At 63.8% G+C, this 23,413-nt stretch carries 17 protein-coding genes; 9 read left to right on the forward strand and 8 right to left on the reverse strand.

What is annotated here, in order from left to right; translation table 11 throughout:
- Positions 1-2 precede the first annotated feature (2 nt).
- The 3 genes from hxsA to hxsB are packed head-to-tail and all read right to left on the reverse strand — an operon-like array spanning position 3 to position 3,191.
- Entirely contained in the window at positions 3-671 is a 669-nt protein-coding gene (gene hxsA / locus ACEN96_RS12620) for a His-Xaa-Ser repeat protein HxsA (RefSeq protein ID WP_495588355.1), read from the reverse strand.
- Positions 664-1,773, reverse strand: a complete 1,110-nt coding sequence (hxsC, locus tag ACEN96_RS12625) for a His-Xaa-Ser system radical SAM maturase HxsC (RefSeq protein ID WP_495588356.1) — start codon at positions 1,771-1,773, stop codon at positions 664-666. Before hxsC ends, hxsA begins: the two co-directional genes overlap by 8 nt.
- A 2-nt stretch (positions 1,774-1,775) precedes the next feature.
- Positions 1,776-3,191: a His-Xaa-Ser system radical SAM maturase HxsB gene (gene hxsB, locus ACEN96_RS12630; protein ID WP_495588357.1), complete on the reverse strand. Its 1,416-nt coding sequence runs from the start codon at positions 3,189-3,191 to the stop codon at positions 1,776-1,778.
- Positions 3,192-3,544: 353 nt separating this feature from the next.
- Here hxsB and ACEN96_RS12635 point away from each other — a divergent pair, with 353 nt between their 5' ends.
- The 6 genes from ACEN96_RS12635 (at position 3,545) to ACEN96_RS12660 (ending at position 16,572) form a co-directional block, all read left to right on the forward strand.
- Entirely contained in the window at positions 3,545-3,736 is a 192-nt protein-coding gene (locus ACEN96_RS12635) for a DUF4304 domain-containing protein (protein ID WP_495588358.1), read from the forward strand.
- 402 nt (positions 3,737-4,138) lie between these two features.
- On the forward strand, positions 4,139-9,313 hold the full coding sequence (locus ACEN96_RS12640) for an FG-GAP-like repeat-containing protein (protein ID WP_495588359.1): 5,175 nt from the start codon (positions 4,139-4,141) through the stop codon (positions 9,311-9,313).
- A gap of 11 nt (positions 9,314-9,324) precedes the next feature.
- Positions 9,325-12,741 (forward strand): RHS repeat-associated core domain-containing protein, encoded by a 3,417-nt coding sequence (locus ACEN96_RS12645; protein ID WP_495588360.1) that lies wholly within the window; start codon positions 9,325-9,327, stop codon positions 12,739-12,741.
- 516 nt (positions 12,742-13,257) lie between these two features.
- Positions 13,258-13,971, forward strand: a complete 714-nt coding sequence (locus tag ACEN96_RS12650) for a hypothetical protein (protein ID WP_495588361.1) — start codon at positions 13,258-13,260, stop codon at positions 13,969-13,971.
- 157 nt (positions 13,972-14,128) lie between these two features.
- Complete coding sequence (locus ACEN96_RS12655; protein WP_495588362.1) at positions 14,129-15,958, forward strand: RHS repeat domain-containing protein; 1,830 nt, start codon at positions 14,129-14,131, stop codon at positions 15,956-15,958.
- Positions 15,955-16,572 carry a hypothetical protein gene (locus tag ACEN96_RS12660; protein WP_495588363.1) on the forward strand — a complete coding sequence of 206 codons (618 nt, stop codon included), beginning with the start codon at positions 15,955-15,957 and terminating at the stop codon, positions 16,570-16,572. The genes ACEN96_RS12655 and ACEN96_RS12660 overlap by 4 nt, the downstream gene beginning before the upstream one ends.
- On the opposite strand, the gene ACEN96_RS12665 is transcribed toward ACEN96_RS12660, so the two are convergent.
- Positions 16,546-16,878: a DUF6572 domain-containing protein gene (locus tag ACEN96_RS12665; RefSeq protein WP_495588364.1), complete on the reverse strand. Its 333-nt coding sequence runs from the start codon at positions 16,876-16,878 to the stop codon at positions 16,546-16,548. The two genes, ACEN96_RS12660 and ACEN96_RS12665, sit on opposite strands and share 27 nt — an antisense overlap.
- A gap of 865 nt (positions 16,879-17,743) precedes the next feature.
- Here ACEN96_RS12665 and ACEN96_RS12670 point away from each other — a divergent pair.
- The 3 genes from ACEN96_RS12670 to ACEN96_RS12680 all read left to right on the forward strand — a co-directional run bounded on the left by ACEN96_RS12670 (position 17,744) and on the right by ACEN96_RS12680 (position 20,864).
- Positions 17,744-19,804, forward strand: coding sequence for an RHS repeat domain-containing protein (locus ACEN96_RS12670; RefSeq protein ID WP_495588365.1), 2,061 nt, complete (start codon positions 17,744-17,746; stop codon positions 19,802-19,804).
- A gap of 8 nt (positions 19,805-19,812) precedes the next feature.
- On the forward strand, positions 19,813-20,136 hold the full coding sequence (locus tag ACEN96_RS12675; RefSeq protein WP_495588366.1) for a hypothetical protein: 324 nt from the start codon (positions 19,813-19,815) through the stop codon (positions 20,134-20,136).
- Between the two features lie 335 nt (positions 20,137-20,471).
- The gene (locus ACEN96_RS12680) at positions 20,472-20,864 is read left to right on the forward strand and encodes a hypothetical protein (protein ID WP_495588367.1); all 393 of its coding nucleotides are present in this window, start codon (positions 20,472-20,474) and stop codon (positions 20,862-20,864) included.
- Positions 20,865-21,219: 355 nt separating this feature from the next.
- On the opposite strand, the gene ACEN96_RS12685 is transcribed toward ACEN96_RS12680, so the two are convergent.
- From ACEN96_RS12685 to ACEN96_RS12700, 4 genes are all read right to left on the reverse strand, one after another.
- The gene (locus tag ACEN96_RS12685) at positions 21,220-21,747 is read right to left on the reverse strand and encodes an RNA polymerase sigma factor (protein ID WP_495588368.1); all 528 of its coding nucleotides are present in this window, start codon (positions 21,745-21,747) and stop codon (positions 21,220-21,222) included.
- 16 nt (positions 21,748-21,763) lie between these two features.
- Complete coding sequence (locus ACEN96_RS12690; RefSeq protein ID WP_495588369.1) at positions 21,764-21,970, reverse strand: YgaP family membrane protein; 207 nt, start codon at positions 21,968-21,970, stop codon at positions 21,764-21,766.
- Between the two features lie 181 nt (positions 21,971-22,151).
- Complete coding sequence (locus ACEN96_RS12695) at positions 22,152-22,571, reverse strand: VOC family protein (RefSeq protein WP_495588370.1); 420 nt, start codon at positions 22,569-22,571, stop codon at positions 22,152-22,154.
- Positions 22,572-22,787: 216 nt separating this feature from the next.
- A complete protein-coding gene (locus ACEN96_RS12700; RefSeq protein WP_495588371.1) occupies positions 22,788-23,390 on the reverse strand; it encodes an alpha-ketoglutarate-dependent dioxygenase AlkB in 603 nt (200 codons plus the stop codon).
- Positions 23,391-23,413 lie beyond the last annotated feature (23 nt).

A 23,413-nucleotide genomic window follows, 5' to 3' on the forward strand; every position in this document is an offset into this window, starting at 1 on the left:
GTTCAATTGACCGCAGGCACTCCGAGTGCGTTCAACGTCGGAGTTGTCATCATCCCGCTTGCCGGAAGGCCCTTCACGGTTTGGAAGTGAGACAGCGCTTCTCGCGTCTCCGCGTTGAAGATGCCGTTTACCGCTCCTTCGTAGAGACCAGTTCGCTTCAATGCAATCTGCACGCGCAGGACTTGAAGGCGTAGCTTTTCGCCGTTGTTGAGGCGGGGAGCATCGGCGTCTTCACGTGCGCCGCCCGGAGTCGATGCGGTGCCGTGGGGGCTGGACGCGGACGGTCGAGGCGTCTTTGGCTTCATCCCCTTTTCGTCACTTGACGGGTCGTCGAGCAGGTGCGAAGGAGAGTTCCGTGGGGCTGGTGCCGGACTCGGGGCCGGTGGCGAAGCTGGCGGGATGAACGCCGCGGGCGGAGGGGGAGAAGGCGAAGCGTAACTACCGCTCGAGCCGGAATAGTGGGAGCTATGGCTTGAGTGAGACCGATGACTCGAATGCGACCTGTGTCCGGCGAACAGGTTATCTGTCTCCAGGTTCAATGGCCGAAGGGATACAGGCTTGGGGTCCTCCGAAGGGGCGGTGGCAGGGCCGGCGGCCTCTGCCTTGGCCTTCGCACCGAGCAGCGGCGCGCTGGCCACGAAGAGCGCCAATGTGCGGATGAACTTAGACATTCAATCCCTCCAATTCGCGTCGCAGCACGGGCTTCAAACCTGTGCGATAGATCTTCGTGTTGTCCCAAACAAAGAAGCCGGCACAGCGGGGTTTCAATTCGCAGTTTTGGCATTCCGGTGCGTACTCGTTCTTCCAGTCGGAGATGCTCACTGCTGCAAGAGAACGCAGCGTCGCAGGAACCTTGCAGAGAGGCATGTTCATCAGGATCGGCTTCAAACCGTAGCTCATGAGGGTGTCTGCAGCGGTCGTAAGCTCTCGCGCGTAGTCGAGGACGTCGATGACTGTCATCGCCTTGTTTGCCAACGCGAAACCGACCGGCTCGGTGGCCATCAACGCAACCGCATGAACGAATGGCAAATTTCTTCCAACAAAATGTGCCCATGGGGTCAGCCCGTCAATCACCGGCTGAATCAATACAGCTCGAAGCTGAATCGTCTGACCAAACTCTTGAAGATTCAGCAGGCCAGCAATGGTCTCGTCAAATGCTCCAGGCGACTGAACCACGAAGTCATGCGCTTCGTCATGCCCTGCGTACAGCGGCACTAGCCAATGGGTTCGTCCCGGTGCCAAGCCGCCAAGGAGCGTGCGTGCCACCTTCGTGTCTCCGAGATGGCGTCCGTTCGTGAGTACCTCGACCTGAGTTTCTGGCCACCTTGCGTGCAAGAGATTCAGCAAGGCACGCAAGCGTGCAGGATGGAGCGTCGGTTCACCGCCCGATATCCCGACCGCCGCTGGCGGCTTCAGAACAAGATTGACGATATCCGTGGCCTCATCAAAGAGCCACCCGTCCTCTTGCGGCGTAGGTGGCTGAGAACACATGAGGCAGCGGCTATTGCACTGGTTGGTGACAAACAGGGTGTGATGGCGATCGCGTTCCCGGTAGCAGACGATAACCCTGCTCAGTCCTGCGCTCAGCTTCACGACATCGCCAACCTCCAAGCCAACTGACAGGTTCCGATTGACTGCGGTGGGAATCTCGAAGAGTTTGACCTCAACGTCTGGGTTGAATGGCCTAACCAGGGTCGCACTTGCCGGATCGCTGCGCCAGACACGAAAGATGCCTGAGACGGGCGACACCTCAGCGAGTTGAACTTCGCGCATGGCTATCCCTCCATTCCTGCGGGTGAAGCCCATCGTTGCAGCAGCCGGGCCAGAGCTGGTCTCTCTGCTCGGGCCTGCGCCAACAGGCCAAGCATTTCGTCGAACAAGGCCGTGTTGCGCTTGCAGTGCTCAGTATCGCGAGTCGCGATCAAGCTGACGCTTCCCCCGGCTGCGGCCGCGTCCACGGGGCTGGGGGCGCAGTAATGTCTGAAGGCGCACATGGAGCAATCAGAATCGTTTTCGACCGTCCCGAGTGCTCGAATGCGCTCAAAAGCTTCACTCTTGAGCAACTCTTCCATGGGTGCGCCGATACGCCCCATGCGGAAGCTGGTGTCGCCCGACTCGGCCAGCATCCGCGCCTCATCGCTTGGGTAGACATATCCATCGTAGTTGTAGACCAGGACAGCGGTCCCCGATGCATTTGGACTCTGCAAGTCCACGTAGCCCGCATCGAAGCTTGAAACAAGCTTGTTCAAGACGAGGCTGGCATAGACCTCGCGCATCGGTACGCCTCGCTCGTTCCACCACAGGATGCGCTTGAGCGCTCGGCGATAGAAGGTCATGAAATGCTCGCTCGTGTATCCGAGCAACGGGAGGTTTCGCTTTGCGAAGCCGTAGTGGCTCAACGGCCGAAGGAATATCTCCGGGAGGCCGAGAGCTGCATACTCATCGACGATGTCTTCGGCGTGATCGAGGCTGAGCTTGGTAGTCGTCATTAACGCCGAGACGCTCTCCTTGCCGAGCACCGTCTTGGCCAGCTCGATCCCGGCGACGGTGCGCGCATGTGAATCCCGGGAAGGGATCGGACGATTTCTGTTGTGCAGCCATGCGGGTCCGTCAATGCTCGTAGACAGTTTCACGTCGTGCTGCGCGAAGTATCGGCACATGTCCTCTGTGAGCTGGTGCAGCGTGGACGCCACCACGAAGCGAATCTTTCGACCTCGACGCTCGGGATGATGAGCCAGCGCCTCGATGGCCAACTCGATCAGGTCGAAGCGGTTGAGTGGGTCACCGCCCTGGAACTCAACGGTTAGAACCTCGGCGCCGCTGCGCATGACATGGTCGCAGGCCGACAGCACTTGCGATGGCGACAGTGAGAATCCTTTGGCGTCCAGCGCTCGGCTGACTTGGCAGTATTGACAGCTATGCGCGCACTGAAGCGTCGGAACGATGATGTGGAGTTCCGGGCCGCTCGCAGCGGTGGAGCGCTTTGCAGCGAGTCGCGAGGCGAAGAGTCGGTCTGCACCTGGCGTGGCGCCAACGCTCTTGAGCAGGTGCCGGCTCTTGAGTTCCCGGATGGTCTCAGGCTCCAGAGCGGCTGGATCGAGTCGAAGTTGCCGCAAGTCCTCGTTCGAAAGAAAAGCCACCTCGCCAATTGGCGACAGGCATGCTGAAGTGGTCGCGTTGATGCGGCGCACCTCAATTGTGCGAAGTTGCGGCGAATACCGCCCTAGTTGCGCCAAGCTCTCCCTCCGATTCGTTCTACGCGGAAGCCTGCGATGAGCCGGCCTCGCGTTCGTTCTCGCAGGTGCCAAATGTTCCAATCGGTGCGAGTCCGTCATCTATAAAACGGATTTCCGCCGGGCGACCCGACAGCGCAAAGATTCTGGTATTCCCTAGCCGTGAAGCGTCAGGACGTCATGCCCTGACGCACGCCAAGCTCGGTCGGAACATCTGAAGTCGACGCGCGAAGGTGAGTGGGGCATGCTTGCGAATATTCAGGCTGCTGTCTCTTGTTCGAGGGGCACGTAGTGAAACGAGCGAGTGATTCATGAGAACAGTGCGCGAAGCGACCCAGGAAGTGGTGAAGACCGGCTTGGCGCCGATGCTCAAGCGGCACGGCTTCAAGAAGAATGCCTTCAGCTTTGGTCGGCGAAGAGGCTCCGTCGGGCACTACTTCGATGTCCAGTTGTCTCAATGGAATCGAGGTTCCGAAGGCGGCTGCTTATTTCGGCGACGCTGATCGCTCAGTTCGACAAGGTGAACACCAATGTTCGCCAACGTCAACAGTACGTTGGGTCGTGCGGAGGCGGTGTCAGCGCAACAGTCATCGCCCGTTCGACGGCGTTATGAATTGCACGCCGGCTCGTAGTAATACGCGCACTCGCGCGCGGTCGCGTTTGTCGCCTTCCCGCGAGCGCGGCAAGTGGGCTTTCCATTACGGGTTCCGAGCGCTCGCCTGAGGGAAGCGCATCGCGTCTAATGAGTCCGCCTCGGTGTGGCGCTTTCGCGCATCTCCGGTGCAACAAGAAACAACAGAGAGTTCCGACAGGGAGGGATCCTCAGCGAGGCCGCGCCGCATGACCGACTCCGGTTCACGCGACGTGGCGCATTGCGCCTGTCCGGACATCGGGAGCAGGCAGCTTTGAAGAGAGAACTCCAGGCCTTGCGCGACATGCGCGAGGCAGGCCATGCGTCGTCGAGGGGCGATGCATCGAGCGGCCGTCTGGCCATTACCGCCATGCGCTGGGCCGGGCGAGCGGCCTTCGCGGCGCTGGCCGCGGGCACGCTGGCGGTGTGGGCACAGACCGCCGTCACCATCCAGCCGCCCAACCTGTCAGGGCCCGTCGCCGGGACGCTGGCGGGTCAGGCCGGTGTCTCGAGCGGCGGCGCGGCGACCTACAGCGTTGCGTTGCCGCTGCCTCCTGGCACGGCCGGCCTCTTGCCGACGCTGTCGCTGGACTACTCGAGCCAGTCGGGCATGTCGTCGATGGGCTTCGGATGGCGGCTGGACGGGCTGTCGCAGATCACGCGCTGCCCCAAGACGATCGTGCAGGACGGCGTACGCCGTGGCGTGACCTTGACGGCCGAGGACCAGTTCTGCCTGGACGGTCAGCGGCTGCTGATGGTGGCGGGCAGCGGCACGCACGGCGCGGCCGCGGAGTACCGCGTGCAGATCGACAGCCAGAGCCAGGTCAAGTCCTTCGGCAGCGATCCGGCCAAGGGGCCGGACTACTTCGAGGTCCGCGGCAGGAAGGGCCTGGTGTTCACCTACGGCAAGACGGCCGACGCGACGATCGAGGCGCAGGGCACGGGCCGGCCGGTGCTGACCTGGGCGCTGTCGCGGGTCATGGATCGGCGCGGCAACTACTACGACGTGCGCTACAGCAAGAGCAACACCGCGACGCTGAGCGAGGCCTATCCGGAGCGTGTGCTCTACACCGGGCACATCGACCAGGGCGGCGGCGGCGCGAACCTGGCGCCCTATAGCGCGGTGCGCTTCGTCTATGAGGACCGGCCCGATCTACAGCTGGCCTTCGTGGCGGGCAGCCGGCTGACCAACTCCAAGCGGCTCACGGCGGTGCGGACCTACGCCGGCACCGATGCCGACGGCAATGGCGGCACGCTTGCGCGCGACTTGCGCATCAGCTACGTCGTCAACGCGACCAACGGCCGCAGTCTGGTGGACCGCATCAGCGATTGCGACGCTGCCGGCAATTGCCTGCCGCCAACCACTTTCAGCTGGACCACGGCCGATCCGGCCGGCAGCGCGGGGGCTGACACCGGCAGCGGCAACTGGGGCGGACCACAGGTCGCGCTGACCTCGCTCGCCATCGATGGGGACAGGAGCCAGCAGGTGAAGTCGCAGGTCGTCATGGGCGACTTCAACGGCGACGGCATGGTCGACCTGATGCGCGGCGACGGCAGCAACTGGCAGGTCTGCCTGTCCACGGGCAGCGGCTTCAATTGCAGCAACTGGATGCCCTCGAGTTCGCTGACGCGCGACGTCGTCACCGGCGACTTCAACGGCGACGGCAAGACCGACGTGGCGGTGTACCCGAAGGTCGACGGACCGGGCACCTGGACGGTCTGTCTGTCCACCGGCTCGGGCTTCAACTGCAGCCAGTGGCCAGGCTACGGGGCGAACAACTACTACGCCAACGGCCAGACCAGCGGTGCGCTGGTGGGCGACTTCAATGGCGATGGCCGCGACGACATCGCGATCGCCGGCCCCAACGGCGACAACGAGCGCATCTGCTGGTCCACGGGTTCGGGTTTCCAGGGCGGGACCTGCCAGACCTATCCGGGCTCCTTCCTGTTCATGTACGCGGCCAAGCTCCAGACCGAGGAGAGCGTGCAGGCCTTCCAGACCGGGCAGATGAGCGTGGACATCGATGGCGACGGCCGTGTGGACGTCATCCAGTACTTCGGCACGCGCCGCAACAATCCGTCGATCTATCCGAAAGGCGCGTGGATGGGCATTCGCGCGACCGATGCGGGCTTCGTCAGTTTCTCCGCCGCCTCGACGGGACAGATGCTGCTCGATGGCGTGACGAGTCCCGGCGACTCGCGCGCCGCCGACGTGACCGGCGATCCCTACGGCAGCCTGAGCGATGTGGTCAATGGCTACATCACCGATGGCACCAATCCCGCGCGGATGGAGATCTGCCGCAGCAACGGCCTGACGCTGGTGAACTGCCTGGCGCTGCCGGGCGCGGGCAGCGCGACCGGGCCCGTGTCCTATGTGCGGGACCTCGATGGCGATGGCCGGCCCGACGTCATCGCCGCGGGCCAGGTCTGCCAGCTGCAACTGAGCGCGTACGGCGCGGGCAACGCCGACCAGTACGCGCTGACCTGCGCGCCGCGACCCGCGGGCAGCGGTGGGAGTGACACGAGTCCCGCGCTGGTGTCGTATGCGGGGGACTTCAACGGCGACGGACGTCCGGACAGCGCGTCCTACGTCATGACGTCGAACACGACGGGCTACTGGCGCGTCTACCTGTCAGGCCATGTCGGCTTCGCCGACCTGCTCGACACGGTGACCAATGGCGTGGGCCAACCGACCCGGTTCAGCTACAAGCGCCAGGGCGATCCAGGCATCTACACGCCGGGTGCCGCGGTGACTTACCCCAAGCGCAACCTGGTGGGCGGTGGCGGGGCGCTGGTGTCGTCGATGCAGACGGGCAACGGCGTGGGCGGCTGGCTGACGACGGACTACGGCTACGAGGGCGCGCGCGCCGACCTGAGCGGTCGCGGGGCGCTGGGCTTCGAGAAGCGGCGCGTCATCGACCGGACCAAGGGCATCACCACGCAGACCACGGTGAGCCAGGACTTCCCCACGATCGGCATGCCGCTGGAGACACGCTCGACGCAGACCAACGGCACGGTGCTGAGCCTGTCGACGGTGAGCTATGGCAGCCAGGCGACGTCGGGCGGCGCGGTGTGTGCGTATCCGCAGTCGTCGACGCTGCAGACGCGTGATCTCAACGGCACCGCGATCGCGACGACCTCGTCGAGCGTGGCGGCCGGCGGCATTGATGCCTACTGCAACGTGACCGATGCGAGCGAGACGGTGAGCACTTCGGACGGCGCGTCCTTCGCGACGCGTACGGTCACGAGTTACCTCAACAACCCGGCGGCCTGGCTGATCGGCCTGCCCGCGAACGTCGCGGTGACAAAAACAGCGGTACAGCCGTACGCTGCGGCCAGCGCGTTGTCGCTGTCCGCGTGCGTGAGCTCTGTACCCACCAACGCCGCGGCAACCTTCAGCTGCACGCTGGCCAACGGTGGCCCCGACGCCGCGACTGGCCTGGGCTATTCGAGCGGCAGCGGGACGACGGTGAGCGGCCCGCCCAGCTGCGCGGGCAACTCGGCGAACTGCGGCCTCGTCGTGGTGACGACCACCGCGTCCCCCGCGACCTACAGCGGGACGCTGCGCGTGACGGCGGGCAACAGTGGCAGCGCCGCGTCGGCGATCTACGCGTTGACGGTGACCACTCCGCCAGCCCTGGCGCTGTCGAACTGCAGCAGCTCCGCACCGACAACCTCGGCGGCCACGATGAGCTGCCGGCTTTCCAATGGCGGGCAGACCGCGGCAAGCGGCATCGCCTACGCGGCGGGCAGCGGCGTGACGGTGAGCGGGCCGGCGTCCTGTCCGGCGGGTTCGGCGGATTGCGGCATTGTGACGGCGACGACCTCGGGCGCGCCAGGTGGCTACAGCGGCACGCTGACGGCTACGCCGTCGTCGGGCACGGCGGCGTCGTCGGCCTACTCGCTGACAGTCAACACCTCATCGGCGCTGTCGCTGACGGGTTGCAGCAGTTCATCGCCGTCGACCTCGGCCGCGACGATGACCTGCACCCTGGGCAACACCGGCCAGACGGCGGCCAGCGGCATCGTCTATGGCACGGCCTCAGGCGCCTCGGCCAATGGACCGTCGTCCTGCGCGGCGGGTACTGCCAACTGCGGCGCGGTCACCGTGTCGACCTCCGGATCGCCTGGCAGCTACAGCGGCACGCTGACCGCGACACCAGCGTCCGGCAGCGCCGCGTCGGCGGCGTATTCGCTGACTGTCTACACGCCGCCGGCGCTGACGCTGGCGAGTTGCGTCAGCTCGTCTCCGACGACGGCAGCCGCGACGATGAGTTGCACGCTGGGCAACAGCGGCCAGACGGCGGCGAGCGGCATCGCCTACAGCGTCGGTTCGGGCGCGTCCGCCGGTGGGCCCTCGAGTTGCGCCGCGGGGTCGGGCAATTGCGGCACGGTGACGGTGACGACCTCGGGCGGCGCCGGCAACTACGGCGGCACGCTGACCGCGACGCCGGGCAACGGCGGCAGCGCGGCGTCAACGGGCTACTCGCTGGCGGTCTACACGCCGCCGGCGTTGGGCCTGGCGAACTGCGCCAGCACCGCGCCGTCGACCTCCGCCGGCAGCATGAGCTGCACGCTGATCAACAGCGGCCAGACGAGCGCGAGCGGCGTCAGCTATGGCGCGGGCTCGGGCGTGTCGGTGGGCGGGCCGCCGAGCTGCGCGGCGGGGTCGTCGAACTGCGGCGCGGTGACGGTCACGTCGGCGGCCAGCCCCGGCACCTACGCGGGCACGCTCAGCGCCTCACCAACGAACGGTGGCACCGGCGCCTCCATCGGCTATTCGCTGGTGGTATTCACGCCGCCGGCGCTGCGCTTTGCGGGCTGTTCGGCGACCTTGCCGTCCACGGCCGTGCAGACCTTCACCTGCAACCTCGCGAATGACGGGCAGGCCGCCACATCAGTCGGGTATGCGTCGGGCAGCGGCACGTCGGTCAGCGGGCCGGGCGTGTGCGCCGGCAGCAGCGGCAACTGCGGCGCGGTCGTGGTCAGCACCTCGTCCACGCCGGGGCTGTATAGCGGTGCGCTGTCCGTGAGCGCGCTCAGTGGCGGCACGGGCGTGGGCACGGGCTACTCGCTGCGCGTGTACTCCGACGGCACGACCTTGTCGGCCTCGCCGATGACGCTGGACTGGGGCACGTTGACGGGCGGCTCGCCGACCAAGTCGCTGACGATCCAGAACACCGGCCTGGCACCGACCACGCTGAGCTGGGGCTTGGCCTACACGGCCGGCTCGATCGGGATGGGCAACTACTCGGTGGTGACGGCGCAGTCGAGCTGCACGTCGGGGCAGTCGCTGGACATCGGGCAGAGCTGCACGGTGACGTGGGCGATGAACACCCAGTGCACGACCAAGGGCGTGCGCAGCGCCAAGATGACCATCAACGGCGGCACGTCCGCGGTGGTGGTATCGATGTCGGCCAACGTGCAGCGCACGACGCTGTGCCAGTGAGGGAGCCGACCATGGAAAACAACAAGATGAAGCATCCGATGGCGCTCCTGGGAGGAGCGCACCCGCTGACGGCGGCGCTGGCGCTGGCTGGGGCGTTGGCCGGCACGCTCGGTGCCCCGGCGCTGGCGCAGACCACGACGGTGACGCGCGTGGTGAGCTACGAGTACGACGCGTACGGCCAGCTCAAGAAGGAGACGGTGCAGCCCGACGACGCGGCGCTGCGGCTGTCCACCGAGTACACGCGCGCGCCGGTGGGCGGCGTGGACTTCGGTCTGGTCAGCGCCAGGACGCTGACGTGGCTGGATCCGGTGAGCGGGACGACGAAGACGCGCGTGGTGCAGAGCACCGGCTACGACGCGCAGGGCCGCTTCGCGCTGACGCAGACCAACGCCAAGTCGCAGACGGTTGCCAGCGCCTACGACGCGGCCACCGGCGCGGTGCTCAGTGCCACCGACGCCAACGCGCTCACGACGAGCTGGGGCTACGACGGCTGGGGCCGCAAGACGAGCGAGTCGCGCGTGGACGGCACGGCCACGACGTGGGCGTACCGCCAGTGCGTGGACAGCTGCGGCTGGGCGGTGTCGGTGACGGTGACGCAGCAGTGGGCGGCGCAGGGCAGCGCCGGCCAGGTGCAGATGGCGGTGCCCAAGGAGGACTTCACCGACCGGCTCGGGCGCGTGGTGCTGGGGCGCACCTGGGGCTTCGACGGCACGGCGGTGGTCACTGAGACGGCGTTCACGGCGTTGGGGTACACGGACTCGGTGGCGCGGCCCAGGTTCCAGGGCGCCTCACCGGTGTGGACGTACTACGAGCGCGACGAGATCGGACGGGTCAACAAGATCCGCTCGCCGGCGCCCGACGGCAGCGGGTACGCGCAGACGACCTACACCTACGACGGGCGGGTGACGTCGATGCGCAATGCCAAGGGACAGACACGCGTTGAGGAGCGCAACGCGCTGGGCAAGCTCAAGGCGGCCACCGACGCGCTGGGGCACACGACGAGCTACCTGTACGACGGGTACGGGAACCTGGCGCGCACGCAGGACCCGCTGGGCAACGTGATCGGGATCGGGTACGACGCGCTGGGACGAAAGACGTCGCTGAGCGACCCGGATGTGGGGCTGGTGTCGTACGGCGTGGACCCGCTGGGGCAGACGTGGAAGCAGCGCGACGCCAAGGGGCAGGAGACGACGTTCGAGTTCGATGAACTCGGCCGCCTGGTGCGGCGGCTGGAGCCGGACCTGGACTCGCGCTGGGAGTACGACACGGCGAGCAAGGGAGTGGGCAAGCTGGCGGAGAGCACGACCTGGGTCAATGGAGCCAAGGACGTGCGCCGGGTGATGACGTACGACGCGCTGGGCCGGCCCAGCGTGACGGTGGCCAGCCTGGACTGGGACTACGTGACGCAGACCGCGTACGACGGGTTCGGTCGGGCGAGCGTGCAGAGCTACACGCGGCGCGCGCGAGGCGCGGTCAGTGGCGGGGTGAGCACGGCCATCGTCAACGCGTTCAACGCGATGGGGTACGTGGACAAGACCTACCGGCGCAGCGACGGCGTGGACACGCTGGTGTGGCAGGGGCTGGCCATCGACGCGGAAGGCCGGGAGACGAAGCAGCGCATCGGCACGAGCGCGCTGGTGGTGCACGGCTACAACGCCAGCACGGGAAGGCTGCAGAGCATCGTCAGCGGGGCGGCGTCGGGCGAGACGGCCGACGCGACGCTGCAGAACGACGTGTACCAGTACGACGTGCTGGGGAACCTCTCGTACCGGGCGCTGCTCAACGGGACGGGCACGCTGCTGCAGGAGTCGTTCGAGTACGACGAGCTCAACCGGCTCAAGGCCAGCTACCTGGGCAGCCAGAGCAATACCTTCGCGTACGACGCGCTGGGGAACATCACCAGCAAGGCCAATGTCGGGACGTACAGCTACCCGACGTCGGGGTATGGCGCTACTCGGCCGCATGCGGTCTCGAGCATCACCGGGACGGTGGCCGGGCTCACGAACCCGGGCTTCAGCTACGACGCCAACGGGAATCTGGTCAACGGATTGAACCGCGCGTACACGTGGACCGCGGCGGACACGCCGGCGACCATCGACAAGCTCTCGGGCGGACAGGCGGTGCAGCGCACGGAGTTCGTGTACGGGCCGGATCACGAGCGGGTGCGGCAGGTGGTGAGGACCATGAGCGGCGGACAGCCGCAGGGCATCGTCAACACGGTGATCTACGCCGGGGCGGTGGAGAAGGAGATCGACGCCGAGAAAGGCGTGACGATCATCCGCACGAGCCTGGGGGCGGATGGCTTCGTTGAGGAGCGCATCAGCGGGACGGCGATCGACGCCAATACCGCGGGAACGAGGAACGCGAGGTTCTTCCTCAAAGACCATCTGGGCTCGACCATCGGGATCGTCGATGAGGGCGGGCAACTGCTCCAGCGCATGAGCTACGACGCGTGGGGACGCAGGCGCAATATCGACGGCAGCGACGACAGCTGGGGCAGCCTGGGGACAATCAAGAACGACCAGGACAACTCGGGCTACACGGGGCACGAGCAGATGGACCAGCTCGGGCTGGTGCACATGAATGCGCGGCTGTATGACCCGATCACCGCACGGCACGTCAGCGCCGATCCCACCATCCCGGATCCGAAGGATCAGCAGGCGTTCAACAGGTTCAGCTATGTGCTGAACAACGCGCTGGCTTATACCGATCCGACCGGACTCGGGCCAGAGGCGGTCTTTACGACGCTCAGCAACCCGTTCTGGGGATTCGCCTCGCAGGCGAATGAAGCGTCGGCCAAGAAGGCCGCTCAAAAATGCCCGGCGATGTGGATTTGCATCGTGCCCGGGCAGGAAGAAGACGGCACGCCGCAGAAGAAGTCCAAGACACAAAGCGAGGACCCACAAGTTGGTGGCGTTCCGGACTACAGGGTAATAATCCAGCAGCTTATCGATTCACAGACTGAGGCACTCTCCGATGCAGCGGTCGCCGCGCTACTGGCGGTGGCCGATAAATTGCGGGAATTCGATCAGTCAGAGTTGGGCCATGCATTGCAGGCGTTACCACCTGAAGTCGCTGGGCTGAAGTTCTCCAAAGCAGCGCTCGTCGCATTAGCCGCCCGTTTGCAGAAGGCTGAAAACATCGCGGCGAAGGGCATTTCGCCCGCAAGGACTGTTGTTGAAGAAGCAAGTGTCATTAAAAAGGCAGACGCATTAACCGGTCGTAAAGCGGAAGCCTACGAAAAGATCAAAAACGCGCTTTCGCAAGGCCTGCCGGGGGGGAATCAGCACGAGCTCAAGGGCGATTTAAAAGGGAAGTTGGCGATCGATCTCGGTGGCAGCGGAAAGGGCCGCGGAGCAGAGCGGGTGATCTACAGTGTTACCGACAATGAGATTATCATTCACGATATCGTGGACTACCATAAGTGACGCATATGACTTGGGAATATAGGGTGATGGATCGCAATGGTGAACTGGCGATTTATGAGGTTTACTATTATGAGGACGGGAGGGTTCGCGGCTATAGCGCGACCCCGGCCTTTCCGACTGGCCTCTCCCTAGAGGAACTTCGGGACGCCTGCAATATATACACAGTCGCCTTGGTCAAACCAGTACTTCAGTATGAAGATTGAATTTCTGCCACATTAACAGGCCACTGAAATTCTGCCCGATTTACAGCGCCTGCGTTGGCGTTGGCGTTGGCATCCTTATCGCTGATCTAGCGCCCGGCCGACGGATTTGTGCCAGCGAGCGTGTAGGACCAAGAGGGATCGGCCATCGCCAAGCGAAGCCCGGCGGGATCGCCGTCCAGCCGCAACGGCACGGCGCGCAGCGATCGCGCGAGCGCCAACCCCGGCGCACCGAACACGTGTGTGAGTGGAGCGTGTAGTCGTGCGTTTGACACGATCATTCGCCGCTCCGATCTGGGACTACGGTGAGGCAGTAATGCTCGAAGCAGGACTTGAATTTGATGAGGGCGCGACTGATCGTGTGCTAACGGTATTTGCCGGGCTGCCGCTGCCGCTTCGGCCGATTCACTTCAGCCATGAAGAGAAGGTTGGCAGCGATGCAGATCGGATCGAGGATCAGAAGCGATTTGCGACCTTCGTTGCAAAGAGCAAGTCGGGCTTCTTCTTGCTTGGGCCTGTGGTCACCTACAGCATGCGCATAGCGTCAGGCAGACCATTGGTTTGCGACTGTTTTATGGATGTGGAGCCAAGGGTTGCCAAGCAATTCTTGGAGCACATGTCGACGGCTCGACCGATCTTCGGCTTCGCTTGTGCATCGAGTGAGCGTGAGAGGCGGAATCGAGTCACGACACAGCAAGGCGTAAACACGATCGAAAGCTGGGTCGGGCGCGATACGCAGAAGTATGTGCCAGGGTTCTACTGGCTGACACTACTGCCTGACGCCTTGGCGAAACGGCACGGTGTCCCACTCACTTCCGTGAAGGCGGTTGCTCGGGAGCACATCGAGCTTGAAGGCGGAGAGCACCTGTTCCGCTTTTATGAGCGGCCGGAGGGTTGGGCGGGAACGCAGGCTGTGACTGAGCTGTGCAGGTCGCTGCCCGGGGTGTTCGATGTCGAGAAGATCAAGCCGAAGCTATTGGAGGCGAAAAACTTCTTGGAACTGAACTCGATGTTGAGGGAATGGAAGTAGTTGCTGGCTGTCCTCGCGTTCTCTTCGTGAAGAGAACGCAAATCCCCAAGGGCCGCTTCTGCGGCCCTTGTTGCATCTGAGCGCTGCGCGAGCACGGTCTGGAGCATCTCGGTGACGAAGCGGTGGGGGCCGTGGGCAGCTCGGCGATGGCCTCGACGTGTACCAGTACGACGTGCTGGGGAACCTCTCGTACCGGGCGCAGCTCAACGGGACGGGCACGCTGCTGCAGGAGTCGTTCGAGTACGACGAGCTCAACCGGCTCAAGGCCAGCTACCTGGGCAGCCAGAGCAATGCCTTCGCGTACGACGCGCTGGGGAACATCACCAGCAAGGCCAATGTCGGGACGTACAGCTACCCGACGTCGGGGTATGGCGCTACTCGGCCGCATGCGGTCTCGAGCATCACGGGGACGGTGGCCGGGCTCACGAACCCGGGCTTCAGCTACGACGCCAACGGGAATCTGGTCAACGGATTGAACCGCGCATACACGTGGACCGCGGCGGACACGCCAGCGACCATCGACAAGCTCTCGGGCGGACAGGCGGTGCAGCGCACGGAGTTCGTGTACGGGCCGGATCACGAGCGGGTGCGGCAGGTGGTGAGGACCATGAGCGGCGGACAGCCGCAGGGCATCGTCAACACGGTGATCTACGCCGGAGCGGTGGAGAAGGAGATCGACGCCGAGAAAGGCGTGACGATCATCCGCACGAGCCTGGGGGCGGATGGCTTCGTTGAGGAGCGCATCAGCGGGACGGCGATCGACGCCAACACCGCGGGAACGAGGAACGCGAGGTTCTTCCTCAAGGACCATCTGGGCTCGACCATCGGGATCGTCGATGAGGGCGGGCAACTGCTCCAGCGCATGAGCTACGACGCGTGGGGACGCAGGCGCAATATCGACGGCAGCGACGACAGCTGGGGCAGCCTGGGGACGATCAAGAACGACCAGGACAGCTCGGGCTACACGGGGCACGAGCAGATGGACCAGCTCGGGCTGGTGCACATGAATGCGCGGCTGTATGACCCGATCACCGCACGGCACGTCAGCGCCGATCCCACCATCCCGGATCCGAAGGATCAGCAGGCGTTCAACAGGTTCAGCTATGTGCTGAACAACGCGCTGGCTTATACGGATCCGACGGGGCTTTCGCCTGAAGGCTCATTTGTCGTCTTCCAGACCTTGAGTAACCAGCTCATGGAGGTCGATCAGGGCGTAGCGGGATCCTGGGGATGCGTGCTTTGGAGATGTAGGCCAGAGCGGCCTGAGAAGCCGAAGCCCATTCCCGATGAGGAGAACCCGGAGAAGCAAGCAAAAACTCCGGGGAAGTCTGGTACATCAGGAGATCGACCGCGGATTCCTTTGCCTCCGGGATTGGCAATGAACTCGCCAGGCGGCCCGTATCAAGAGCCGACTTGGTCGGAGATTGCCGCCGGCAGCGCCATTGGCGTGGGCTCGGTGGCTGTTGGAGGGGCGGCGGCGGAGCTCGGGGCGTTCGCGTACGCCACCGGCGTTGATCTATTTACTGTGGGGCCGGTAGCCACCTACCTTTCGAACGCGCTGGCATACAACGCGGCGGGGCTGGGGGCGTTTGAACTGGTGGCGGGCGCTCCTGTAGTAACCTTCTCTGCAGCTTCCGCCGCAAAGGGTGGACTCGGTCCCGTCTTGAAAGGCGAGTCCGGTGTTGCGAAGTCAATTGCGGCGGCTGAAGCTCGCGGCGAAACCGTGCTGGGCAGAGAGATCACCATGCAGACCACCGGGGGTCGTACTCGGCCGGATTTTCTGGTGCGCGATGCGCAAGGTAATCTGAAGTTCATCGAGAGCAAGTGCGGTCCTGGCGCTTGCCTCAACCCCAATCAAGCTGCTCGGTTCCCAGAGCTGCAGCAGTCAGGCGGTATACCCAGGGGCGGAAATGCTGCTGGTGCAGGCTTGACGCCTGGAAGGCCGATTGGGCCCACGCCGGTGCAAGTTGACTACTGGCCCCGATGACTTTGCTTAAGAAGATCGAGGGATCTCTTGTGCCGCTTCTTGGAGTCGAGGGCTTCAAGAAGCGGTCGGGAGAAGTCTTCACCGTCGAGTTGGCGGAAGGGTTCGTTGGTTGGCTTGGCTTGAACCGAGCCAAACACCCTCAGGGACTTGAGCTGAATCCGGTTGTCGGCGTTAGATGCCAGGAGCTTGAAGGCTTGCTCTCAACGCTCTTGAGGGAGCGGCCGCACAAGTATGTTCCGCCGACTCTGTCGACTTCACTCGCATACCTGATGCCAGAACAGCAATATCGATGTTGGGTGCTTCAAGAGGACGCTGTCATCAGTTCTGTCGCTGACATGGTGGCGGCCATCGTGCGCTATGGGGTTCCGTTTATGGAGTCAGCCTGCAGCCTGAGCAAAATTGGTGAATTGCTTGAGTCCCCGCGATTCAGTAGTACCGAGAATGCGATGTATCGACGGCCATTGATCAAGTGGCTTATGGGCGATCGAGAAGGTGCCCTTGAGGTCTGCGCTTCTTCTGCTCGGCAGTTTGACGAGAGGTCTGATCTGGCGGCCGAGCACTTCATGCAGTTTGCGCGAGGTCTTGAGTCATTGGGAAATCAGATTGACGCATAGCCGAACGCCGTGCTGAAGCAGCAATGCTTGTGCTTGCGTGACGATTCGATCTGCATTCGGTGGTAGCGCTGCCGCGCTGTCGATCTGGATTTTTGTTGGCTTGCCCTTGCTCTGAGGGAAGTGCTCGACCAGACCGCCATCGATCACGAAATTGAGGTAGTTGTTTATCTTCTGAAGAAGAAGGGCCTGCTCTTCTTCTGAGCCATCCCAGTCATCCATTGCGGAAATGATCAAGACGTACTCTTGGCTTGCTGGGTCGAGAGTTACGAGGTCGAGCTTCTCGGGGTTCTTTAGGTTGGTCTGCATGCTTGGTTGGCCTGAGTGAACGCCATTACTGTTTGGTCTGTCCGCGCGATCCAGAAGCTTTCTTGCTCTTGTCGTCCGGCGTGACGAACCCGATAGGCCGCTTGGTCGGATCGGACGGGGTCACGAGTTCGCGACAGCCGCTTCTGGCCGCTGCGGCCGCCTATCACAACGTTCCGTAGTCGCGCCCCAGGCGTCCGCATCCAGATGTGCCGCCATCTTCCAAGCTGCGAAGTCTCGAAATGAGTACTTTCGACCGGAACCGTCGGGCACAAACATCAAGACCTCGGGATTCCCCGACATGTCATCACCGTTAAAGCAAGCGACGTCTTTGCGGTCATCCTCGACCAGAGCGAATGGAATCAGGTTCCTGCCATCGCCTCCCTGAACCTTCCACGCCAACTGGCCAACAACACTATCTGGGTCAACAAAGACCCACGGATACAGGTCGACATCGTTGGTTGTTGCCGCCAAATTGGTTGGGTAGCGAAAACCTGCTGGCGGTAGCTCTGCTTGGAACGGTCGAAAAACTCCCACGAAGCACCCTCAGAACGTGAACGGATGCCAGCGTACCCGAAAGGCGACGCTCTTCAACGTCAGGTTGTGGCCGGGAACTCCTGTTTACGCATACGCCGCATAGCTGCCATCAGGCGATCGGGCGGACCCAAATCTTTGGCGAGCTCTCTAGTCCTCCGAGTCACGCCCTTGGGACATCTCGATGAAAGCGTCCATCGCGCACATCTTGGCGGGGCTCCGGATGAGCGAACTCGCCCTCTAGGCGCCGACGAATCGGCGGCCCGCGCTTCGATGGCGGGGTCAGTACTAGTACTAGGATGGGTACGAACATCCCGTTCTGAACTGGGACTACGTGACGCAGATCGCGTACGACGGGTTCGGTCGGGCGAGCGTGCAGAGCTACACGCGGCGCGCGCGAGGCGCGGTCAGTGGCGGGGTGAGCACGGCCATCGTCAACGCGTTCAACGCGATGGGGTACGTGGACAAGACCTACCGGCGCAGCGACGGCGTGGACACGCTGGTGTGGCAGGGGCTGGCCATCGACGCGGAAGGCCGGGAGACGAAGCAGCGCATCGGCACGAGCGCGCTGGTGGTGCACGGCTACAACGCCAGCACGGGAAGGCTGCAGAGCATCGTCAGCGGGGCGGCGTCGGGCGACACGGCCGACGCGACGCTGCAGAACGACGTGTACCAGTACGACGTGCTGGGGAACCTGGCGTACCGGGCGCAGCTCAACGGGACGGGCACGCTGCTGCAGGAGTCGTTCGAGTACGACGAGCTCAACCGGCTCAAGGCCAGCTACCTGGGCAGCCAGAGCAATGCCTTCGCGTACGACGCGCTGGGGAACATCACCAGCAAGGCCAATGTCGGGACGTACAGCTACCCGACGTCGGGGTATGGCGCTACTCGGCCGCATGCGGTCTCGAGCATCACCGGGACGGTGGCCGGGCTCACGAACCCGGGCTTCAGCTACGACGCCAACGGGAATCTGGTCAACGGGTTGAACCGCGCGTACACGTGGACCGCGGCGGACACGCCGGCGACCATCGACAAGCTCTCGGGCGGACAGGCGGTGCAGCGCACGGAGTTCGTGTACGGGCCGGATCACGAGCGGGTGCGGCAGGTGGTGAGGACCATGAGCGGCGGACAGCCGCAGGGCATCGTCAACACGGTGATCTACGCCGGAGCGGTGGAGAAGGAGATCGACGCCGAGAAAGGCGTGACGATCATCCGCACGAGCCTGGGGGCGGATGGCTTCGTTGAGGAGCGCATCAGCGGGACGGCGATCGACGCCAACACCGCGGGAACGAGGAACGCGAGGTTCTTCCTCAAGGACCATCTGGGCTCGACCATCGGGATCGTCGATGAGGGCGGGCAACTGCTCCAGCGCATGAGCTACGACGCGTGGGGACGCAGGCGCAATATCGACGGCAGCGACGACAGCTGGGGCAGCCTGGGGACGATCAAGAACGACCAGGACAGCTCGGGCTACACGGGGCACGAGCAGATGGACCAGCTCGGGCTGGTGCACATGAATGCGCGGCTGTATGACCCGATCACCGCACGGCACGTCAGCGCCGATCCCACCATCCCGGATCCGAAGGATCAGCAGGCGTTCAACAGGTTCAGCTATGTGCTGAACAACGCGCTGGCTTATACCGATCCGACCGGACTCGGGCCAGAGGCGGTCTTTACGACGCTCAGCAACCCGTTCTGGGGATTCGTCTCACAGGCGAATGAAGCGTCGGCCAGGAAGACCGCTCAAAAATGCCCGGCGATGTGGATTTGCATCGTGCCCGGGCAGGAAGAAGACGGCACGCCGCAGAAGAAGTCCAAAAAGCAAAGTGATGATTCGCAGCCGACCGCTGGCTCAATGGCACTTGCCTATGCGACGGACGTGCTGGTTGGTTTCTATAACGGAACCGTCAATACTGTAGAGGTCACCCTCAATCTCTTTCCCGGACTCACCGTTCCTTGGGCGTCTGACTATGCGAATCTGGATGATCTGAAAATAGACCATCCCTATAGTGACCGAGCCGTTGGTCTGACCTCGGAGTTCCTAGCCGGCGGTCTTGGTATGCTTGGGAAGCTGAGAGCCGTAAAGGGAACAATCGCCGCGGAAAGAAGCGTAGGTGAGGCCGCCAATGCTGGCAATGTTCTGAAGCTAAAAAATCAGCTTGCAAGTCAAGCCCAGATGGCTGAGGCTGGGACGATCATGGCGGGCCCCGGGGGGCGAGTTGCGTTCCGCGACGCTCAGCGCGTGGCGAGCGAGCACGGTGGCAACGCTGCTGATTGGGTCAAGAAGACCAGTTCCTCCTTCAACGACGGTAAGGGCACAATATTCGAAGTCCATTGGGTCGAGAACATTAAGACCGGACAGCGGGTTGAGTTCAAGACGAAATTTCCTGAGTGAGAGCAACGATGGAACACATAGAGAACCTCTCTTCGAAGCGAAATGAATTGCTCGCTGTGGCGAATGCGATGCTGACGGGCGAAAGCAATTTGCTTGAGGGCGTACGCCGTCTATGTGAACTGCGATTTGCTGTCGAAGATCCCGAAAACGAAGTTTTTTTGGCGATTCTCGGCATCGACTCGGAAACTGATCACTTTCCCGTCGGAGCCATGCGTGCGGCCTGTAGCCCGGAGTACTTGAGACGTGCCGACGACGAAATTCAGGCCTACCTAGCGGACGCGCGCGATGACATTCTTCAGGCTTGTCGGAAGATTATTGCCACGTTCTCTTGAGGACGCTGACGGCGCCTTAGCAGCCCGTCAACATACCTTCGCATTCTGCTGCAGTTCATGAAGTTGATAGCGACAACGCGGCATGAAGGGAGTTTCATACCTTCACCGAAAACCTATTAGCATCAAGACGCTGCACGATTTTGCCCATACAACGCGTCCACCGTGTGCGATCCAGGAAGGACCTGAGGACATATGACGCTGGGGCTGGGCAGCGCGCCAATATCGGTGCGCGCCCCGATACCGCGCAGCTCCAGCGCCGCTGCACTCGCTCGGCTGCAGTTCCACCAAGCGAGTTGCGGCGGGTCTTCAGCCCACCGGATTGCAGGAGCACACCTATGGTGCGCTGGGACTTGCTCGCCGTAGGTCAAGTCTCCACGCGGCGCAAGGTCACTGCAGCGCAGCAGAGCGGACTCGGCGATCGCGCGAACCACGGTGAAACGGTGCGCCGCCGCGCAGTCGTGACGTGGTGCTCACGAGCGGTGATCACGCCGTTCATCGGAGACCGTTGGCTCCGTTCACGCGGCGCCGAACACACTGTTCATCTGCTCCCGAAATATGCAGGCGGCTTCTATCTGAATGCCGGTGTCATGTTCGATGACATCTGCGCGTTGCGGGGCGGGGAACCACCAGCGATTCCGAAATACCCAGACTGCCAATTCATGGTGCGTTTGGAGCGCTTGAACCCCGGTCTTCCAGGCCTCTTCAAAGTCGACGAGAAACCGATCTGAACGCGCTCGCGGAGCAGATCTCCGAGGCTGTCGAGCGCACCTTCGTCGTGCCGCTCAATGAAGTCTCGTCGGCCCAGGCCTTCGAAGCGACTGGCTGGCTGAGCGCCACTCCGTGGAGCTTTCCGGCGGTGTACAGATACGTCACCGGGAATCTCGCGGAAGCGCGCCGTCTGGTTCAGCTGGAGGCTGACGCGTTCGCCGATCGCGGGTGCACGTTTCAATCGATCGCGGCAGGCCTCCATTTGACCTTTCCGTCCTGAATGGATATCAACGATCCTTCTTTGCTGTGGCACGCCCGGATAACCTGAAACGTTGAATCGAGCGGCGGCCGGCGTTGCCATGCGGCGCTGGGCCGTCAGTTGTCAGGCGGGAGCAGATACTCGCGTGCCAGCGCTCGTGCGCGATGGAGACGGCTTTTCACGTTTGGACGCGTCAATCCGGTGCGGGAGGCAATCTCGTCCACCGTCAGCTCTTCGAAGTCGCGCATCAAAAGCACTTCACGGTAATGGACCGGAAGCGACTCCATCGCGGCTGTCAGGTCGTGCCGAAGAGACAGGTCATCGCGCACAGCCAGCCACGCTTCGAGGCGTTCTTCGTCATAGGGGTCGTAGTCGAACGCCTTTCGGCCCAGCCGCCGGCACTCGCGCTGCACGAGCCGGAACATCCAGCCGGAGAAGGCGGCAAGAACGCGCAGAGTCGGCAGACGTCGGGCAACGATCAGAAGCGCTTCCTGGACCGCGTCGTCGACATCGCTGATGAGGCAATGCTGTTGCGCATAACGGCGGACGTCCGGCCGCGCGACGCGCAACAGTTGATCGAGCGCGGCCGGGTCTCCGGCATGGGCCGCTGCCAGCAGGGGCTGGTGTTGGGACTGGAGTGCCATATGCGTTCTCAGGGCATCAGGAACGGAGCTTGCGCCCGAACATCGCGCAGGCGGGGCAGAAGCCGACGATGCCGGAGATCGCCAGTCCGACCGCAGACGCACCAACGAGCCAACCCGGCCAACCGCCGAGGAATGAAACGCTCACTACCGTGCCGGCCAAGCCAGCGCAGAGCCGGACGACGCGTTCGACGGGAGGGACATTCTTCACATAGAAGGGGGACATGAGTTGCTCCAGGCAGTTGGTGAACGGCCAGGAGATGACTTTGTCTCCTGGCCTCAGCTGCTAAGAGGCGCGGTACCTCCAAGTGGATTCGCCTGTTACAAAATTCCCCGAGAGGCAGGCGGCTCCTTGTGTCGGCCGATGCAGTGGTCGATGCCGCCACGGCGATGCGGGTGGCATCGCCTCAACCCTGCTGGCTCGCGAAGGTCCTGCGGAACTCTGGTGACGCGTCTTCGCGGGTGTTGACCTCGAGCATCACGCCGCCGGGCATCCAGCAGAAGAAACGCGAGCCGCGCACATGCGTGATCAGCTCGGTCTCCATGCGGATGTCCGCCGCGAGCATGTCGGCATGGATGCGCTCGAGGTCCGAGCGCGTCGCCACTTCGACGCCGACATGGAAGTTGCGCGGCCAGGTGCAATCGCGGTCGCGGCCGTCCTCGATGACGATGTCGAGCTGGTCCTTCTTGACGATGCGGCTGTGGCCGAAGGAGGCCACGGAGAAGCCGAGGAAATGCTCGAAGAACGCGGCCGTCGCGGGAGCGTCGGGCGAGGGGAAGCTCAGGTGGTTGAAGGTGGAACGAACCGTGGTGGAGTGCGTGGTCATTGCTATGCCTATGCGCAAGCCGGCGCGACGCTGCTGCGTCGGGGAACCGGCGGGGTTGCGCGTTGGCTGACGTAAACGCTTACGGCTCGGTGCAGGTCAAGGCGATCACTGCGAAGCGGGCGCGATCGTAGTGGCGACCCGCGCGGGCGGTCAAGCGGCGCGATGCAAAGGACCGCAGCCGCGTGGGGCCATCGGCGCGGGCGCCGTGTCGGCCGATCACTTCGGCCGCGCGGTCCGGAACGTGATCGACCATCGCAGCCGCTCGACGGGCGCGACGCTGTGCTGCCAGGCCCAGCGCGAGGGTCCGCGCAACGCGTAGATGGATCGCGGCTCGACGCTGAGCTTGAGGACGTTCGCGCGCTTGGGCGCATCGGGTGGATAAGGCCGGAAGCGCAGCGTCGCCGGCGCGCCGAGCGACACGCCGAACACGTCCTCGAAGTCCGGCACGTCGCGGTGCCAGCCGAGCGGCGTGCCGGGCGCGTATTCCGCGACGAGGGTGTGGACGAGCGTCCCCGGCGCGATGCCGGCCCAGCGCGCGACGCGCTCGCGCAGCGGATGCAGCGCCTCGATGAGCGGCTGCGCGGGGCGCAGGCGGTTGGTGTCGTAGTCGAAGCTGCCGCCGTAGCTGACGACGCGGCGGCGCGCGGTGTACGCCTTGTACTGCGCGGCTTCGAGCGGCAGCGTGCCGATGAGCGCGATCAGCGCCCGCTCCTCATCGACCGACAGGAACGCGGATTGGTAGCGCATGCCGTCGGGCAGGGCGTCGGCGGGCGGATCGAAGTCGTCGAAGAGGGAGGGTTGATCGGCGCTGGGGGGCATGCGGGCGAGTATTGCAGGTGGCG

It is taken from the genome of Roseateles sp. Mitsp63 (genome assembly GCF_059491535.1).

Coding starts and splice junctions, on each gene's coding strand:
- ACEN96_RS12660 (WP_495588363.1), top strand. CDS start 15,955: ATGACTTTGCTTAAGAAGATCGAGGGATCTCTTGTGCCGCTTCTTGGA.
- ACEN96_RS12685 (WP_495588368.1), bottom strand. CDS start 21,747: ATGGCACTCCAGTCCCAACACCAGCCCCTGCTGGCAGCGGCCCATGCC.
- ACEN96_RS12645 (WP_495588360.1), top strand. CDS start 9,325: ATGGAAAACAACAAGATGAAGCATCCGATGGCGCTCCTGGGAGGAGCG.
- ACEN96_RS12700 (WP_495588371.1), bottom strand. CDS start 23,390: ATGCCCCCCAGCGCCGATCAACCCTCCCTCTTCGACGACTTCGATCCG.
- hxsC (WP_495588356.1), bottom strand. CDS start 1,773: ATGCGCGAAGTTCAACTCGCTGAGGTGTCGCCCGTCTCAGGCATCTTT.
- ACEN96_RS12650 (WP_495588361.1), top strand. CDS start 13,258: ATGCTCGAAGCAGGACTTGAATTTGATGAGGGCGCGACTGATCGTGTG.
- ACEN96_RS12665 (WP_495588364.1), bottom strand. CDS start 16,878: ATGCAGACCAACCTAAAGAACCCCGAGAAGCTCGACCTCGTAACTCTC.
- ACEN96_RS12635 (WP_495588358.1), top strand. CDS start 3,545: ATGAGAACAGTGCGCGAAGCGACCCAGGAAGTGGTGAAGACCGGCTTG.
- ACEN96_RS12675 (WP_495588366.1), top strand. CDS start 19,813: ATGGAACACATAGAGAACCTCTCTTCGAAGCGAAATGAATTGCTCGCT.
- hxsA (WP_495588355.1), bottom strand. CDS start 671: ATGTCTAAGTTCATCCGCACATTGGCGCTCTTCGTGGCCAGCGCGCCG.
- ACEN96_RS12695 (WP_495588370.1), bottom strand. CDS start 22,571: ATGACCACGCACTCCACCACGGTTCGTTCCACCTTCAACCACCTGAGC.
- ACEN96_RS12690 (WP_495588369.1), bottom strand. CDS start 21,970: ATGTCCCCCTTCTATGTGAAGAATGTCCCTCCCGTCGAACGCGTCGTC.
- ACEN96_RS12680 (WP_495588367.1), top strand. CDS start 20,472: ATGGTGCGCTGGGACTTGCTCGCCGTAGGTCAAGTCTCCACGCGGCGC.